Raw genomic sequence first — 16,634 nt, 5'->3', positions numbered from 1 at the left:
AAAAGTATAAAAATGACCGTAATCCACAATTTAACTAATGGTTAGTATTAATTTAACAATCATGTAACTCAGTTACGGCATGAATGTAAATAAACACTAAATGCACAAAAATTAGTGGTCGGATGAGTAGTAAAATTACACAAATAACGGTACTCTTTTAGTCAGATTACTGAGCTTTATTTTCCGGCGTGCGTTGCCGGCCAACTTAGGGGAGAGAATATGGACCTGTATAGAAAATATCCTGCACACATCGTATTGTTACGTCGTACTTTCGCCGTGGTGGCGGGGATCGTCGCATTACCGGTGATGCTGTTCTGGAAAGACCGTGCCCGCTTCTACAGCTACCTGCACCGCGTATGGTCGAAGACCAGCGATAAGCCGGTATGGATGGCACAGGCTGAAGAGGCCGCCTGCGACTTCTATTGATAGTGTCGTGCCATTCCCGGCGGCGCTGCGCTTGGCCGGGCTACAAAGCCGTCCTTACCAGGGCGGCTTTTTTGTTTTCAGGTAGCCCGGACGAGGCGCGAATGCGCCGACTCCGGGAGGGCACAACGACCCGCATTTGTCCTCCTGACATTTGGTGTAAGATGAAAGTATTCGTTGAATACATTCAGGATATTTATGTCTACCCATCTGGTCTGGTTTCGCGCCGATCTCCGACTGCACGACAATTTTGCCCTTGCCGCCGCCTGCCGCGATCCCAATGCGCAGGTGCTGGCATTGTTTATCGCCACTCCCGAACAGTGGGCTACGCACAGTATGGCACCCCGCCAGGCCGCTTATATTGCCGCGCAGCTGAACGCGCTGCGCCGCTCGCTGGCAGAGAAAAATATCCCGCTGATATTCCATGAGGTGGCCGACTTTGCCGCCAGCGTCGAGGTCGTCAAAACGGTGTGCCAGCAGCACCAGGTCACGCAGCTTTTTTATAACTACCAGTACGAATTCAACGAACGCCAGCGCGACGCCGCCGTAGAGCGGGCGCTGACCGACACGGTGTGTCAGGGCTTTGATGATAGCGTGATCCTGCCGCCCGGTGCGGTGATGACCGGCAATCACGAAATGTATAAAGTTTTCACACCGTATAAAAACGCCTGGCTGCGGCGCTTAAAAGAGCACATGCCCGAATGCGTGCGGGCCCCCGAGGCGCGGTCTGCTCCGGCGGTGGCCGATGCTGCAACACTCCATTTTCACTATCCCCAACAGTCGTTTGACCCGGCGCTGTTCCCGCCTGACGAAAAGACGGCGATTGGCCAGCTGCGTCGTTTTTGTCAGGAAGGCGCGGGTGAATACGAGGCTCAGCGTGATTTCCCATCCATTGAAGGCACCAGCCGCCTGTCGGCCTGTCTCGCCGTCGGTGTGCTTTCGCCACGTCAGTGCCTGTACCGACTTCTGGCAGAACAGCCAGAGGCGCTGAACGGCGGTGCGGGCAGCGTCTGGCTGAACGAACTTATCTGGCGCGAGTTTTATCGTCACCTGATGACCAACTTCCCTCGGCTCTGCAAACATCGCCCGTTTATCGACTGGACCGATCGCGTACGCTGGCGCGAGCCGTCAGACGCGCTTATCGCCTGGCAGGAGGGGCGTACCGGCTACCCGATTGTGGATGCGGCAATGCGGCAGCTTAATGCAACCGGCTGGATGCATAATCGGCTGCGGATGATTGTCGCCAGCTTCCTGGTCAAAGATTTGTTGATCGACTGGCGGCAGGGTGAACGCTACTTTATGTCGCAGCTGGTGGACGGTTGTCTGGCGGCTAACAACGGTGGCTGGCAGTGGGCGGCTTCAACCGGAACGGATGCGGCGCCCTATTTTCGTATCTTCAACCCCACGACACAGGGCGAACGTTTTGATAAGCGTGGGGCGTTTATCCGTGAGTGGTTACCGGAGTTAGCCGAGGTGCCGGATAAGGCAATTCACCAGCCGTGGGCGTGGGCGGAAAAGCAGGGCGTTGAGATTCACTATCCGCGACCGATTGTCGATCACGCTGAGGCGAGGGTAGCGACGCTTGCTGCCTATGAAGCGGCGAAGCATCTTCAGTAGCCCGGCCGAACGACGTGACGCCGGGGAATCCCCGGAGTCGGCGTTTACACGCCTCGTCCGGGCTACAGGATGGGGTTACGCTTCGGCTGCCAGGCGGCGGGAGCGAACTTTCATCGAATGGTACAGCCAGATAACCAGCACCACGGCGACACAGGCCAGCGCGCCCCAGGTGATTTCGCTGAACACATCAATGTAGGCGTTGATGGAGTAATCCACCGCGCCCGCAGAGTCGAACGAACCTTGAGAGGTCTGGTCGGCAATAATTCCCGCCACGTAGTTTGCCACCGCGCCGGAGAGCAGCATATAGATGCCGGTCAGCACGCCGGTCACACCCGGGATCTGGATGCGGGTGATCTGCGACATCGCCACCGGGTCGATAAACAGCTCGGCAAAGCCCATCACCGACAGCCCCAGCAGCATCAGCGGCATGGAGGAGTGACCGTAGCTTGCGGACAGACGTGCGCTCAGGGTCAGAATGCAGAAACCTGCGCTCATCAGGCCAAGGCCCAGCGCGTATTTGCCCCACAGGCGCAGATCGCGGTTGTTGGTCACTTTCTCTTTAATCAGCCAGGCCAGCACGATCCCGCACAGCATCACGGCAAAGGCGTTTACCGACTGGAACATCGCGGTCGGCACTTCATAGCCCAGCACGTTACGGTTAACGAAACGGTCGATATAGAGGCTGATGGAGCTGCCACCCTGCTGGGCAAACGCCCAGAACAGCAGGCTGAAGAAGGTCAGCACAACAATCAGACGCAGGTCTTTACGCTGCTCGGCAGTTTCTGCACGACGATAAATTTTTGCCAGCACCACCAGGCCGATGATAGACGCGACAATCAGCGCATAGACCGACCACTCTTTCCAGAACAGTACGGTGATAAACAGCGGTGCAACGACCAGCAGAACCAGCAGCCAGCCCCAGTTCGGCAGCAGGAATTTTTTCGCGCACAGCACTTCTTTGTTCACACCGGCGGTGTGGGCAAAGTGGCGGCGGCCGCTGATAAAGATAACCAGACCGGCGAGCATGCCTACCGCGGCGAGGGTGAAGCCCATTGCCCAGCTATACTGTTCCTGGGCGAAACCACAGGCGATAGGAGCGACGATGGAGCCGACGTTACCTGCCGCGTAAAGCAGCGAGAAGCCGCCATCGCGACGTGGGTCGGTAGGTTCATAGAGCTCGCCCAGCAGGCAGCTGATGTTCGATTTAAACAGCCCGTAGCCGCAGACGATAATCGCCAGCGACAGGTACAGGAACATCGGCGCCACTTCGCTGGCCCCGAGCACCATATGGCCGATAACCATCAGCAGCGCGCCCAGCATGACGGCCATGCGGTTGCCGAGGACTTTATCCGCCAGGTAGCCACCGAGGATTGGCGTCACATAAACTAATGAACAGTAAGCGCTAAACAGCTCGTAAGCGTGGGTGTCGTTGTATTTCAGTTGATTGGTGAGATACAGGATCAGCAGCGCGCGCATGCCATAGAAACTAAAGTATTCCCAAATTTGCAGCGCGACGACGTAGTAAATTGCCTTTGGCTGCGATTGTGATTTATTCATTGCACATTTGACCTCGAAACCCGGCAACATCACGCTACGCAAGGCTTTGTTTCATTTATGTAATAATACGAAGAGAATCGTATTATCTTTGTAATATGCGGTATGGTTGCATAAATATACATGATTTCGGTCACACAAAAACAGACAAATCGTGTTACTTAAGCATTTATTGCGCGTAGTTAAGCGGTATCAGGTGAAGGTTAACGAATTGTGTATCGACGTAATGCGTCAGTGACGCTATTTTATCCTGTAGTAAGGCATCAATATTGAAGAGAGCGATGATGAAAAATACCGAACTAGAACAACTGATTAATGAAAAACTCAACAGCGCCGCCTTCAGCGATTACGCCCCTAACGGCCTGCAGGTCGAAGGGCGTGAAATGGTACAGAAGATTGTGACTGGCGTGACCGCCAGCCAGGCGCTGATTGACGAAGCCGTGCGCCAGCAGGCGGATGCGGTGATTGTGCACCACGGTTACTTCTGGAAAGGGGAGTCGCCGGTCATCCGCGGCATGAAGCGCAATCGTCTGAAAGCGCTGCTGGAGAACGACATCAACCTGTATGGCTGGCACCTGCCGCTGGATGCGCACCCGGAGCTGGGTAACAACGTACAGCTGGCGCAGCTGCTCGGTATCAACGTGATGGGTGAGATCGAACCACTGGTGCCGTGGGGCGAACTCTCGATGCCGGTATCGGGGCTGGAACTGGCCTCATGGATTGAAGCTCGACTGGGGCGTAAACCGCTGTGGAGCGGGGATACCGGGCCGGATAAAGTCTCGCGCGTGGCCTGGTGTACCGGCGGCGGTCAGGGCTTTATCGACAGCGCGGCACGCTTTGGCGTCGATGCGTTTATTACCGGTGAGGTTTCAGAGCAGACCATTCATTCCGCCCGCGAGCAGGGGCTACACTTTTATGCAGCGGGCCACCACGCCACGGAACGCGGTGGTATTCGCGCGCTGAGCGAGTGGCTCACCGAAACGACCGATCTGGATGTGACCTTTGTGGACATCCCCAATCCGGCCTGATGATGAGGGAATAAAGTGCAGCGAGCGCGTTGTTATCTGTTAGGTGAAACGGCTGTCGTACTGGAGCTGGAGCCGCCGGTGACGCTGGCGGCGCAAAAGCGGGTATGGCGTTTGGCCCAGCGAGTGGCGACATTACCGGACGTGGTAGACGTCATTCCTGGTATGAATAATATCACGGTGACATTAACCGATCCGCAGACTCTGGCGCTGGATGCTATTGAACGACTCCAGCGCTGGTGGGAAGAGAGTGAAGCTCTGGAGCCGGATTCCCGTGCGATCGATATTCCCGTTATTTATGGCGGTGAACAGGGGCCGGATCTGACCGAGGTCGCCCGCCTTAGCGGCTTTACCCCGAAGCAGGTGGTGGAGCTGCATGCGTCGGTGGACTACGTGGTGTGGTTCCTCGGCTTCCAGCCGGGCTTTCCCTACCTTGGCGGGCTGCCAGCTTCGCTGGCCATGCCGCGCCGTGCGGAGCCGCGTTTGAAAGTGCCTGCCGGCTCGGTGGGCATTGGCGGCCAGCAAACCGGTATTTATCCGTTGTCCACGCCGGGCGGCTGGCAGCTGATTGGCCGCACGTCGCTGCCGCTGTTCTCGCCCAATCGTGAAGAGCCGATATTACTGCGCCCCGGAGACACGGTGCGCTTCGTGCCGCAAAAGGAGGGCATATGCTGAAGGTGATTCGTGCAGGCATGTATACCTCGGTGCAGGACGCGGGGCGCGATGGGCTACGGCAGTTCGGCGTGAGCCGCTGCGGGGCGCTGGATAAACCGGCGCTGATGACCGCCAACCTGCTGGTGGGCAACGATGCCAACGCCGCTGCGCTGGAGATAACCCTCGGTATGGCGACGTTTACCTTTGCCCGCGACGGCTGGTTTGCGCTGACGGGCGCGGGCTGCGAAGCGACGCTGGACGGTGAGGCGGTATGGAGCGGCTGGCGACACTGGGCTAAAACCGGCCAGACGCTCACGCTCAAGCGCCCGCAGCACGGTATTCGCAGCTATCTGGCGCTGGCGGGGGGGATTGATGTTCCTGCCGTGATGGGGTCGCGCAGTACCGATCTTAACGTTGGCATAGGCGGCTTTGAAGGCCGTCGTCTGCAGGATGGCGACGTGCTGCCGCTGGGGAAGCCCGTGCGTACGTTCCGCGAGCCGCGTGGCGTTAAACCGCTTATCGCCAGCAACCGTATTCGCGCTTTGCCGGGGCCGGAGTATCACGAATTTGATACGACCTCGCAGGAGACCTTCTGGCGCTCGCCGTGGCACTTAAGCCCGCAGAGCAACCGGATGGGTTACCGCCTGAAAGGGCAACCGCTGGTGCGTGATAACGCCCGTGAGCTGGTGTCTCATGGCCTGGTGCCCGGCGTGGTGCAGGTGCCGCATAACGGTCAGCCTATCGTGCTGATGAACGATGCCCAGACCACCGGTGGTTATCCGCGCATTGCCTGCATTATCGAAGCGGATATGTTCCAGCTGGCGCAAATTCCCCTCGGGCAGCCCATTCACTTCATTCGCTGTACGCTTGAAGAGGCGCTCAAGGCGCGTCACGACCAGCAGCGCTATCTGGAACAGCTCACCTGGCGGCTTAATGATGATGATTGATCTCAACGCCGACCTTGGCGAAGGCGCGGCCAGCGATGCTGAACTGCTGACGCTGGTCTCCTCGGCCAACATCGCCTGCGGCTTTCATGCAGGCGATGCCGGGATGATGCTGACCTGCGCGCGCGCGGCGCTGCAAAATGGCGTGGCCGTGGGGGCGCATCCGAGCTTCCCCGACCGGGATAATTTTGGCCGCACCGCGATGCAGCTGCCGCCGGAAACGGTCTACGCCCAGACGCTGTACCAAATTGGCGCCCTGTCGGCGATAGTCCAGGCTGAAGGCGGTGTACTGCATCACGTGAAGCCGCACGGCATGCTCTATAACCAGGCCGCCAAAGACCCGGCATTAGCGGATGCTATTGCTAAGGCGGTGTTTGCGGTGAATCCGACGCTGATTCTGGTCGGCCTGGCAGGAAGTGAGCTGATTCACGCCGGATCGCGCCACGGACTCGCCACGCGTCAGGAAGTGTTTGCCGACCGGGGCTATCAGTCTGACGGTGCTCTGGTGCCGCGCAGCCAGCCGGGAGCGCTGATTAGCGATGAAGAGCAGGCGCTGGCACAAACGCTGGAGATGATGCAGCGTGGGCGTGTGAGAACCGTAGACGGCCAGTGGGCCAATGTAACGGCGGAAACGGTCTGCCTGCACGGTGACGGCGCGCATGCGCTGGCGTTTGCTCGCCGTCTGCGGCGCGAATTTATCGCGCAGGGCATTCAGGTAAGGGCATGATGTTGTTGAGTGAGTGCCGACAAAACCGCCGGTAATTCGGAATTCATCAAGGCTGAAACGGACGGAAATTGCAGTACACTTTCGGCGGGTGCTTGAGGCTATTTGTCTCAGGCATTAGCCGAAAGGCAGATAGAGAAAAGCCCCAGTTAACTTTCAACGTCTTGCAGGACGTTAAACATTAATCTGAGGCCATCTACTATGAAGCAGCATCATAAAGATAGTCTCTTACCGACCTTCGGGTCAAGGAGAAGTAGGCTATGAAGCAGCCAAAGGCGATGGTTATCGCCCTGATTGTTATCTGCATCACCGCCATTCTGGTGGTGCTGGTCACAAGGGAAGATCTCTGCGAGGTACGGCTCCGAACCGGCCATGCGGAGCTCGCTGTCTTCACAGCTTACGAATCTGTTAAGTAAGAGCGCCGGCGGGGAGTCATCCCCGCCACTTTGCGGTGTTGTTGCTATCCTCATGCACCCATTCTTTTTAATCGACACGCCGTGTGCGAGCCAAACGTATTATTGATAATATTGTTGCCTTGACGATCGAAAGGGAGCAATCACTATGCCTGAAGGTCCAGAGATCCGCCGGGCGGCGGACAGCCTGGAAAAGGCGATTCAGGGCAAACCGTTGACCGAGGTCTGGTTTGCGTACCCCGAATTATCCTCTTATGCACCCACCCTGATCGGCCAGCATGTCACCCACGTTGAAACGCGCGGTAAAGCGCTGCTGACCCATTTTTCCGGTGGTCTGACCCTCTATAGCCACAATCAGCTCTACGGCGTGTGGCGAGTGGTTAACGCCGGGGAGATGCCCGAAACCACGCGGGTACTGCGGGTTAAATTACAAACGGCGGATAAAGCGATTCTGCTCTACAGCGCGTCCGATATTGAGATGCTGACGCCAGGGCAGGTGAAAACGCACCCGTTTTTACTGCGCGTTGGGCCAGACGTGCTTGATATGACCTTAACGCCCGAGGTGGTAAAAACGCGGCTGCTGTCGGCAACATTCCGCAACCGCCAGTTCTCCGGCTTGCTGTTGGATCAGGCGTTTCTTGCGGGGCTGGGTAACTATCTGCGGGTTGAGATCCTCTGGCAGGTTGGCTTAACCGGCAACCATAAAGCGTCGCAGCTCAATGAACAGCAGCTCGAGGCGCTGTCGCATGCGCTGCTCGATATTCCTCGACTCTCCTACAACACGCGCGGGCAGGTGGATGATAATAAACACCACGGCGCGCTATTTCGCTTCAAGGTGTTTCATCGCGATGGCGAAACGTGCGAGCGCTGCGGTGGGGTGATTGAAAAGACGATGCTCTCCTCAAGGCCGTTTTATTGGTGCCCGGGGTGTCAGCATTAGGTTGTGAAAACGACCAGGATGCATGGCTGTAGCCCGGGTGAGCGCAGCGACCCCGGGAAAATCACCACACCGCAGCCATAAAAAAAGCGCCCGCAGGCGCTTTTTGACTCTCAAACTCTCGATTACTTCTTGAGATCTGATTTGAAATCACGCTGCTCGTAGCCGGTGTACAGCTGACGAGGACGCGCAATCTTCATGCCGTCGGTGTGCATTTCGTTCCAGTGAGCAATCCAGCCAATGGTACGCGCCATCGCGAAGATAACGGTAAACATGGACGATGGAATACCCATCGCTTTCAGGATGATGCCAGAGTAGAAATCGACGTTCGGATACAGTTTCTTCTCGATGAAGTACGGGTCGTTCAGCGCAATGTGCTCAAGCTCCATCGCCACTTCCAGCAGGTCATCTTTGGTACCCAGCTCTTTCAGCACTTCGTGACAGGTTTCACGCATCACGGTGGCACGCGGGTCGTAGTTCTTGTACACGCGGTGGCCGAAGCCCATCAGACGGAAAGAGTCGTTCTTATCTTTCGCACGACGCACGAACTCAGGGATGTGCTCAACGGAGCTGATCTCTTCCAGCATCTTCAGTGCTGCTTCGTTGGCGCCACCGTGTGCTGGCCCCCACAGAGAAGCGATACCGGCAGCGATACAGGCGAACGGGTTAGCACCAGAAGAGCCAGCGGTACGGACGGTAGAGGTGGACGCGTTCTGCTCGTGGTCAGCGTGCAGGATCAGAATACGATCCATTGCGCGTTCCAGAACCGGGTTCACTTCGTAATCTTCGCAAGGAGTCGCAAACATCATACGCAGGAAGTTCCCGGCGTAGGAGAGGTCGTTACGTGGATAGACGAACGGTTGACCGATGGAATATTTGTAGCACATCGCGGCCATGGTCGGCATTTTCGACAGCAGGCGGAATGCAGCAATCTCGCGGTGACGCGGGTTATTTACATCCAGGGAGTCGTGATAGAACGCTGCCAGCGCGCCGGTAATCCCGCACATCACCGCCATTGGGTGAGAGTCGCGACGGAACGCATGGAATAAGCGGGTGATCTGCTCGTGGATCATGGTGTGGCGAGTTACGGTGGTGGTGAACTCGTCATATTCAGCCTGGGACGGTTTTTCACCGTACAGCAGGATGTAGCACACTTCGAGATAGTTAGATTCTGTGGCTAGCTGATCGATAGGGAAGCCACGGTGCAGCAAGATCCCTTCGTCGCCATCAATAAAAGTAATCTTAGACTCGCAAGATGCGGTAGAGGTAAAACCAGGGTCAAAGGTAAAAATGCCTTTCGAACCCAGACTACGGATATCAAGAACATCCTGACCGAGCGTGCCTTTTAGCACATCCAGTTCAATAGCAGTATCACCCGATAGAGTGATTTTTGCCTTCGTATCAGCCATTTACGGTCTCCTTAGCGCCTTTTTGCTTAAGACTGCTGGATGCCGGATTTGCAATTCAAAACATAGTTCGACGTTGCCAGTTTGTTATTTGGCTCACGGCTCTGCGGTAAAGATAACGCGAGGGTACAGAGCAAGGGCGCTTGACGGTGCACGTCTAATCTACAGTGAAACAACAGCAAATCAGGGTCTTAGCAATCCGATGATTCAAACCTGTACAACACTAATAACTGTCCTGATAAGTTCGGTCAATACCGTCACACTGTTACATAACTTATTATCAGGTGAAAGAGTGACCCCATAACTTTTGAGCATTATATGCTTTTACAGGTGATGGTTGTAACAATAATGTTTAATATTTGTCAAATCACGTGATTAATTTTTAAAAAATTGTTTTAATCGTGAGCATGATCACTGTTCTGCATAAAACCGGACAAACTATATGTAGGTTAATTGTAATGATTTTGTGAACAGCCTATACTGCCGCCAGGTCTCCGGAATACCCTGCAATCCCGAGCCACCCAGCGTTTTAACGTGTCGATTTAGCATCTGTGAGCAGATTTAACCATGACGCGAAGTTATAGAAAGGACGCTGCTTGACCCGCCTGCGGACCGGAGGAAGGAAATAATAAGAACAGCATGTGGGCGTTATTCATGATAAGAAATGTGAAAAAACAAAGACCTGTCAATCTGGATTTGACAACAATCCGGTTCCCTATAACAGCGATAGCGTCCATTCTCCATCGCGTATCCGGTGTGATCACGTTTGTGGCGGTCGGTATTCTGCTATGGTTGCTGGGCACCAGTCTCTCCTCCCCGGAAGGCTTCCAGACCGCTTCCTCCATCATGAGCAGCTTCTTCGTTAAATTCATTATGTGGGGCATCCTCACTGCGCTGGCGTACCATGCGGTTGTGGGTATTCGTCACGTGTTAATGGATTTCGGTTATATCGAAGAAACTCTCGAAGCCGGTCAGCGCTCTGCGAAAATCTCTTTTGTTATTACTGTCGTGCTTTCAATTCTTGCAGGAGTCCTCGTATGGTAAGCAACGCCTCAGCATTAGGACGCAACGGCGTACATGACTTCATCCTCGTCCGCGCCACCGCTATTGTCCTGACTCTGTACATCATCTACATGGTGGGCTTTTTTGCGACGCACGGTGAAGTGACCTGGGAAATCTGGAGCGGTTTCTTTGCCTCTGCGTTCACCAAAGTGTTCACCCTGCTGGCTCTGGTCTCAATCTTGATTCATGCCTGGATCGGCATGTGGCAGGTGTTAACCGACTACGTTAAACCACTGGCTCTGCGCCTGACGCTGCAACTGGTTATTGTTGTGGCCCTGTTGGTTTACGTTATCTATGGATTTGTTGCGGTGTGGGGTGTGTGATGAAACTGCCAGTCAGAGAATTTGATGCTGTTGTGATTGGTGCCGGTGGCGCAGGTATGCGCGCGGCGCTGCAAATTTCCCAAAGCGGCCAGACTTGTGCGCTGCTGTCTAAAGTGTTCCCGACCCGTTCCCATACCGTATCTGCGCAGGGTGGTATCACCGTTGCGCTCGGTAATACCCATGAAGATAACTGGGAATGGCACATGTACGACACCGTAAAAGGGTCGGACTACATCGGTGACCAGGACGCTATTGAATACATGTGTAAGACCGGCCCGGAAGCGATTCTGGAGCTGGATCATATGGGCCTGCCGTTCTCCCGTCTGGAGAATGGGACCATCTATCAACGTCCGTTCGGCGGCCAGTCGAAAAACTTCGGCGGCGAGCAGGCGGCACGTACCGCAGCGGCAGCTGACCGTACTGGTCACGCCCTGCTGCACACGCTTTATCAACAGAATTTGAAAAACCACACCACTATTTTCTCCGAGTGGTATGCGCTGGACCTGGTGAAAAATGCCGATGGCGCAGTGGTGGGTTGTACCGCGCTGTGTATCGAAACCGGTGAAGTGGTTTACTTCAAAGCCCGTGCAACCGTGCTGGCAACCGGCGGGGCAGGGCGTATCTATCAGTCCACCACTAACGCCCACATCAATACCGGTGACGGTGTTGGTATGGCTATCCGTGCCGGTGTTCCGGTGCAGGATATGGAAATGTGGCAGTTCCACCCAACCGGTATCGCCGGCGCGGGCGTTCTGGTGACAGAAGGCTGCCGTGGTGAAGGTGGTTACCTGCTGAATAAACACGGTGAGCGCTTCATGGAGCGTTATGCGCCGAACGCGAAAGACCTCGCGGGTCGTGACGTGGTGGCGCGTTCCATCATGATCGAAATCCGTGAAGGTCGCGGCTGTGACGGCCCATGGGGTCCACATGCCAAGCTGAAGCTGGATCACCTGGGTAAAGAAGTGCTGGAATCCCGTCTGCCGGGTATCCTGGAACTGTCTCGTACCTTCGCACACGTTGACCCGGTTAAAGAACCTATCCCGGTTATCCCAACTTGCCACTACATGATGGGCGGTATTCCGACCAAAGTGAGCGGCCAGGCACTGACCGTGAATGAGCAGGGCGAAGACGTGGTGATTCCTGGTCTGTTCGCGGTAGGTGAAATTGCCTGCGTATCCGTTCACGGTGCGAACCGTCTGGGTGGCAACTCGCTGCTTGACCTGGTGGTCTTCGGTCGTGCGGTTGGCCTGCATCTGCAGGAATCCATCGCTGAACAGGGCGAACTGCGCGACGCGACCGAAGAAGAGATTGACGCTTCTCTGGAACGTCTGAATCGCTGGAACGGTAACCGTGACGGTGAAGACCCGGTCGAAATTCGCAAAGCGCTGCAGGAATGTATGCAGCATAACTTCTCGGTATTCCGTGAAGGCGATGCGATGGCCAAAGGTCTTGAGCAGCTGAAAGCGATTCGCGAGCGTCTGAAAAATGCCCGTCTGGATGACACCTCAAGCGAATTCAACACCCAGCGCGTAGAGTGCCTGGAGCTGGATAACCTGATGGAAACGGCTTACGCCACCGCGGTGTCTGCAAACTTCCGTACCGAAAGCCGTGGCGCGCATAGCCGCTTCGACTTCCCGGATCGTGATGATGAAAACTGGCTGTGCCATTCCCTGTATCTGCCAGAGTCGGAATCCATGACGCGTCGTAGCGTCAATATGGAACCGAAACTGCGTCCGGCATTCCCGCCGAAGATTCGTACTTATTAATGCGGAGACAGGATTATGAAACTCGAGTTTTCAGTTTATCGTTATAACCCGGACGTTGACGATGCTCCGCGCATGCAGGATTACACCCTGGAAGCGGAAGAAGGTCGCGACATGATGCTGCTGGATGCATTGATGCAGCTGAAAGAAAAAGATCCAAGCCTGTCGTTCCGCCGCTCCTGCCGTGAAGGGGTATGTGGTTCTGACGGCCTGAACATGAACGGGAAAAACGGTCTGGCGTGCATCACGCCGATCTCCGCGCTGAATCAGCCGGGCAAGAAAATTGTTATCCGTCCACTGCCTGGTCTGCCGGTTATCCGCGATTTGGTGGTAGACATGGGGCAATTCTACGCACAGTATGAGAAGATTAAGCCTTACTTGTTGAATAATGGGCAAAATCCTCCGGCTCGTGAGCATCTGCAGATGCCAGAGCAGCGTGAGAAACTCGATGGTCTGTACGAGTGTATTCTCTGTGCATGCTGTTCGACCTCTTGCCCGTCGTTCTGGTGGAACCCGGACAAGTTTATCGGCCCGGCAGGCCTGCTGGCTGCGTATCGCTTCTTGATTGATAGCCGCGATACCGAAACCGACAGCCGCCTGGAAGGGTTAAGTGACGCTTTCAGCGTATTCCGCTGCCATAGCATCATGAACTGCGTCAGTGTATGTCCTAAGGGGCTGAACCCGACGCGCGCCATCGGCCATATTAAGTCGATGCTGCTGCAACGTAGTGCGTAATACCCTGTTCCCCTCTCCCATAAGGAGAGGGGATAACATGCAGGAAACCTTTAAAAACTGCCAAATCTGCTTTCTCTCATGAGAAAGGGTGAGCGCAAAGCGCTTAAGACAGTTTCTAAAGGTTCCTTCGCGGGCCAGTGCAAATACAAGAGCTCGCAAGTGAACCCTGGGACGTGTGCTATATCGGCGTACGTCGTAGTTATCCACGGCGAAATAAGCATAAGATGCTTAAGGGATCACGATGCAGAACGGCGCAATGAAAGCCTGGCTGGACTCTTCTTACCTCTCTGGCGCGAACCAGAGTTGGATAGAACAGCTCTATGAAGACTTCTTAACCGATCCTGACTCTGTCGACGCTCACTGGCGTTCAATGTTCCAGCAGTTACCTGGTACCGGAGTCAAACCGGATCAATTTCATTCCAAAACACGTGATTATTTCCGTCGTCTGGCGAAGGATGCCTCACGTTACTCTTCTTCGATTTCCGACCCTGACACGAATGCGAAGCAGGTTAAAGTCCTGCAGCTTATCAACGCTTATCGCTTCCGTGGTCACCAGAACGCGATCCTCGATCCGCTGGGACTGTGGCAGCAGGATAAAGTGGCTGATTTAGATCCCGCTTTCCACGATCTGACTGAGGCCGACTTCCAGGAGAGCTTTAACGTAGGTTCTTTCGCCATCGGCAAAGACACGATGAAGCTCGGCGATCTGATTGATGCTCTCAAACAGACCTACTGCGGCCACATCGGCGCGGAATACATGCACATCACGAACACCGAAGAGAAACGTTGGATCCAACAGCGTTTTGAAGCGGGGCATGCCACCTTTACTGCAGAAGAGAAAAAACGCTTCCTGAGTGAACTGACTGCGGCAGAAGGTCTGGAACGCTACCTGGGCGCGAAATTCCCAGGCGCAAAACGCTTCTCGCTGGAAGGCGGCGATGCGTTGGTACCGATGCTCAAAGAGATGATCCGCCATGCGGGCAAGAGCGGTACCCGTGAAGTGGTGCTGGGTATGGCGCACCGCGGTCGTCTGAACGTGCTGATCAACGTTCTGGGTAAACAGTCCCAGGAGCTGTTCGACGAGTTCTCCGGCAAGCATAAAGAACACCTCGGCACCGGTGACGTGAAGTACCACATGGGCTTCTCCTCCGACATCGAAACCGAAGGTGGCCTGGTACACCTGGCGCTGGCGTTTAACCCGTCGCACCTCGAAATCGTAAGCCCAGTGGTTATCGGTTCCGTCCGTGCGCGCCTTGACCGTCTGGACGAGCCAAGCAGCAATAAAGTTCTGCCGATTACCATCCACGGCGACGCCGCGGTAACCGGTCAGGGCGTGGTTCAGGAAACCCTGAACATGTCCAAAGCGCGTGGTTACGAAGTGGGCGGTACCGTTCGCATCGTGATTAACAACCAGGTGGGCTTCACCACGTCTAACCCGCTGGATGCGCGTTCAACGCCATACTGTACCGATATCGGTAAGATGGTGATGGCGCCAATCTTCCACGTGAACGCGGATGACCCGGAAGCTGTGGCTTTCGTTACCCGTCTGGCGCTGGATTTCCGTAACACCTTTAAACGTGATGTGTTCATCGACCTGGTGTGCTACCGCCGTCACGGCCATAACGAAGCCGACGAGCCAAGCGCAACCCAGCCGCTGATGTACCAGAAAATCAAAAAGCATCCGACCCCGCGTAAAATCTATGCTGACAAGCTGGAAGCGGACAACGTCGCGACGCTGGAAGATGCCACCGAGATGGTTAACCTGTATCGCGATGCGCTGGACGCGGGCGAATGCGTGGTGAAAGAGTGGCGTCCAATGAACCTGCACTCCTTTACCTGGTCGCCATACCTCAACCATGAGTGGGACGAAAGCTACCCGAACAAGGTTGAGATGAAGCGCCTGCAGGAGCTGGCTAACCGTATCAGTACCGTACCTGATGCCATTGAAATGCAATCTCGCGTAGCGAAAATCTACGGCGACCGTCAGGCAATGGCGGCGGGCGAGAAGCTGTTCGATTGGGGCGGCGCGGAAAACCTGGCGTACGCCACGCTGGTCGATGAAGGCATTCCAGTCCGTCTGTCCGGTGAAGATGCCGGTCGCGGCACCTTCTTCCACCGTCACGCGGTTATCCATAACCAGTCTAACGGTTCCACCTACACCCCGCTGCAGCACGTGCATAACGGGCAGGGCGTATTTAAGGTGTGGGACTCCGTACTGTCTGAAGAAGCGGTCCTGGCATTCGAATATGGTTACGCGACGGCTGAGCCACGCACCCTGACCATCTGGGAAGCCCAGTTCGGCGACTTCGCCAACGGTGCGCAGGTGGTTATCGACCAGTTCATCTCCTCCGGCGAGCAGAAATGGGGCCGTATGTGCGGTCTGGTTATGCTGCTGCCACACGGTTATGAAGGTCAGGGTCCGGAGCACTCCTCTGCGCGTCTGGAACGTTATCTGCAGCTTTGCGCACAGCAAAACATGCAGGTTTGCGTACCGTCCACCCCGGCACAGGTTTATCACATGCTGCGTCGTCAGGCGCTGCGCGGGATGCGCCGTCCGCTGGTGGTCATGTCGCCGAAGTCTCTGCTGCGTCACCCGCTGGCGGTCTCTACGCTGGACGAACTGGCAAACGGCACCTTTATGCCGGCCATCGGGGAGATTGACGAGCTGGATCCTAGAGTCGTGAAACGCGTCGTGCTGTGTTCTGGTAAGGTTTACTACGACCTGCTGGAACAGCGTCGCAAGAACGACCAGAAAGATGTCGCTATCGTGCGTATCGAACAGCTGTATCCGTTCCCGCACCAGGCGGTACAAGAAGTGCTGAAAGCTTATGCTCACGTGCATGATTTTGTCTGGTGCCAGGAAGAGCCGCTTAACCAGGGCGCATGGTACTGCAGCCAACATCATTTCCGTGATGTGATTCCATTTGGTGCTGGTCTGCGTTACGCAGGTCGCCCAGCCTCCGCCTCGCCGGCGGTAGGGTATATGTCCGTTCACCAGAAGCAGCAACAAGATCTGGTCAATGACGCGCTGAACGTCGATTAATTAAGGATACA

15 protein-coding genes are annotated in these 16,634 nt (G+C 55.6%); 13 read left to right on the top strand and 2 right to left on the bottom strand.

Going from position 1 to position 16,634, the window contains the following annotated elements:
* Positions 1–219 precede the first annotated feature (219 nt).
* Together FHC49_RS02060 and phrB are read left to right on the top strand one after the other, a co-directional pair.
* Positions 220–426, top strand: coding sequence for a YbfA family protein (locus tag FHC49_RS02060; protein ID WP_035892708.1), 207 nt, complete (start codon positions 220–222; stop codon positions 424–426).
* Between the two features lie 195 nt (positions 427–621).
* A complete protein-coding gene (phrB, locus tag FHC49_RS02055) occupies positions 622–2,040 on the top strand; it encodes a deoxyribodipyrimidine photo-lyase (RefSeq protein ID WP_220438448.1) in 1,419 nt (472 codons plus the stop codon).
* A gap of 75 nt (positions 2,041–2,115) precedes the next feature.
* Here the strand turns inward: phrB and dtpD are convergent, their stop codons facing one another.
* Positions 2,116–3,597 carry a dipeptide permease DtpD gene (gene dtpD / locus FHC49_RS02050; RefSeq protein ID WP_185669341.1) on the bottom strand — a complete coding sequence of 494 codons (1,482 nt, stop codon included), beginning with the start codon at positions 3,595–3,597 and terminating at the stop codon, positions 2,116–2,118.
* A 281-nt stretch (positions 3,598–3,878) separates the two neighbouring features.
* Here dtpD and FHC49_RS02045 point away from each other — a divergent pair, with 281 nt between their 5' ends.
* From FHC49_RS02045 to nei, 6 genes are all read left to right on the top strand, one after another.
* Positions 3,879–4,622, top strand: a complete 744-nt coding sequence (locus tag FHC49_RS02045; RefSeq protein WP_185669369.1) for a type 2 GTP cyclohydrolase I — start codon at positions 3,879–3,881, stop codon at positions 4,620–4,622.
* A gap of 15 nt (positions 4,623–4,637) precedes the next feature.
* Positions 4,638–5,294: a 5-oxoprolinase subunit PxpB gene (gene pxpB / locus FHC49_RS02040; RefSeq protein ID WP_185669340.1), complete on the top strand. Its 657-nt coding sequence runs from the start codon at positions 4,638–4,640 to the stop codon at positions 5,292–5,294.
* Positions 5,288–6,220 (top strand): 5-oxoprolinase subunit PxpC, encoded by a 933-nt coding sequence (gene pxpC / locus FHC49_RS02035; RefSeq protein WP_185669339.1) that lies wholly within the window; start codon positions 5,288–5,290, stop codon positions 6,218–6,220. Before pxpB ends, pxpC begins: the two co-directional genes overlap by 7 nt.
* Positions 6,210–6,944, top strand: coding sequence for a 5-oxoprolinase subunit PxpA (gene pxpA / locus FHC49_RS02030; RefSeq protein WP_220438667.1), 735 nt, complete (start codon positions 6,210–6,212; stop codon positions 6,942–6,944). The genes pxpC and pxpA overlap by 11 nt, the downstream gene beginning before the upstream one ends.
* Positions 6,945–7,201: 257 nt before the next feature.
* Positions 7,202–7,357 carry a Hok/Gef family protein gene (locus FHC49_RS02025; RefSeq protein WP_185669338.1) on the top strand — a complete coding sequence of 52 codons (156 nt, stop codon included), beginning with the start codon at positions 7,202–7,204 and terminating at the stop codon, positions 7,355–7,357.
* Positions 7,358–7,502: 145 nt separating this feature from the next.
* Positions 7,503–8,294 (top strand): endonuclease VIII, encoded by a 792-nt coding sequence (gene nei / locus FHC49_RS02020; RefSeq protein WP_220438446.1) that lies wholly within the window; start codon positions 7,503–7,505, stop codon positions 8,292–8,294.
* Positions 8,295–8,416: 122 nt separating this feature from the next.
* Here nei and FHC49_RS02015 read toward each other — a convergent pair whose 3' ends face one another.
* Entirely contained in the window at positions 8,417–9,700 is a 1,284-nt protein-coding gene (locus FHC49_RS02015; RefSeq protein ID WP_220438445.1) for a citrate synthase, read from the bottom strand.
* A 636-nt stretch (positions 9,701–10,336) separates the two neighbouring features.
* On the opposite strand from FHC49_RS02015, the gene sdhC reads away from it, so the two are divergent.
* From sdhC to sucA, 5 genes are all read left to right on the top strand, one after another.
* Positions 10,337–10,741, top strand: coding sequence for a succinate dehydrogenase cytochrome b556 subunit (sdhC, locus tag FHC49_RS02010; RefSeq protein WP_185669335.1), 405 nt, complete (start codon positions 10,337–10,339; stop codon positions 10,739–10,741).
* The gene (gene sdhD / locus FHC49_RS02005; protein WP_185669334.1) at positions 10,735–11,082 is read left to right on the top strand and encodes a succinate dehydrogenase membrane anchor subunit; all 348 of its coding nucleotides are present in this window, start codon (positions 10,735–10,737) and stop codon (positions 11,080–11,082) included. The genes sdhC and sdhD overlap by 7 nt, the downstream gene beginning before the upstream one ends.
* Positions 11,082–12,848 carry a succinate dehydrogenase flavoprotein subunit gene (sdhA, locus tag FHC49_RS02000; RefSeq protein ID WP_185669333.1) on the top strand — a complete coding sequence of 589 codons (1,767 nt, stop codon included), beginning with the start codon at positions 11,082–11,084 and terminating at the stop codon, positions 12,846–12,848. Before sdhD ends, sdhA begins: the two co-directional genes overlap by 1 nt.
* Positions 12,849–12,863: 15 nt before the next feature.
* Positions 12,864–13,580 carry a succinate dehydrogenase iron-sulfur subunit SdhB gene (gene sdhB / locus FHC49_RS01995; RefSeq protein ID WP_035892722.1) on the top strand — a complete coding sequence of 239 codons (717 nt, stop codon included), beginning with the start codon at positions 12,864–12,866 and terminating at the stop codon, positions 13,578–13,580.
* 241 nt (positions 13,581–13,821) lie between these two features.
* The gene (gene sucA, locus FHC49_RS01990) at positions 13,822–16,623 is read left to right on the top strand and encodes a 2-oxoglutarate dehydrogenase E1 component (RefSeq protein WP_220438437.1); all 2,802 of its coding nucleotides are present in this window, start codon (positions 13,822–13,824) and stop codon (positions 16,621–16,623) included.
* Positions 16,624–16,634: the final 11 nt, after the last annotated feature.

The organism is Kluyvera sp. EC_51 (genome assembly GCF_019584505.1).
Classification (GTDB): domain Bacteria; phylum Pseudomonadota; class Gammaproteobacteria; order Enterobacterales; family Enterobacteriaceae; genus Kluyvera; species Kluyvera sichuanensis.
Note: the sequence above shows the minus strand (reverse complement) of the source record. Positions and strands in the feature narration are given on the sequence as shown.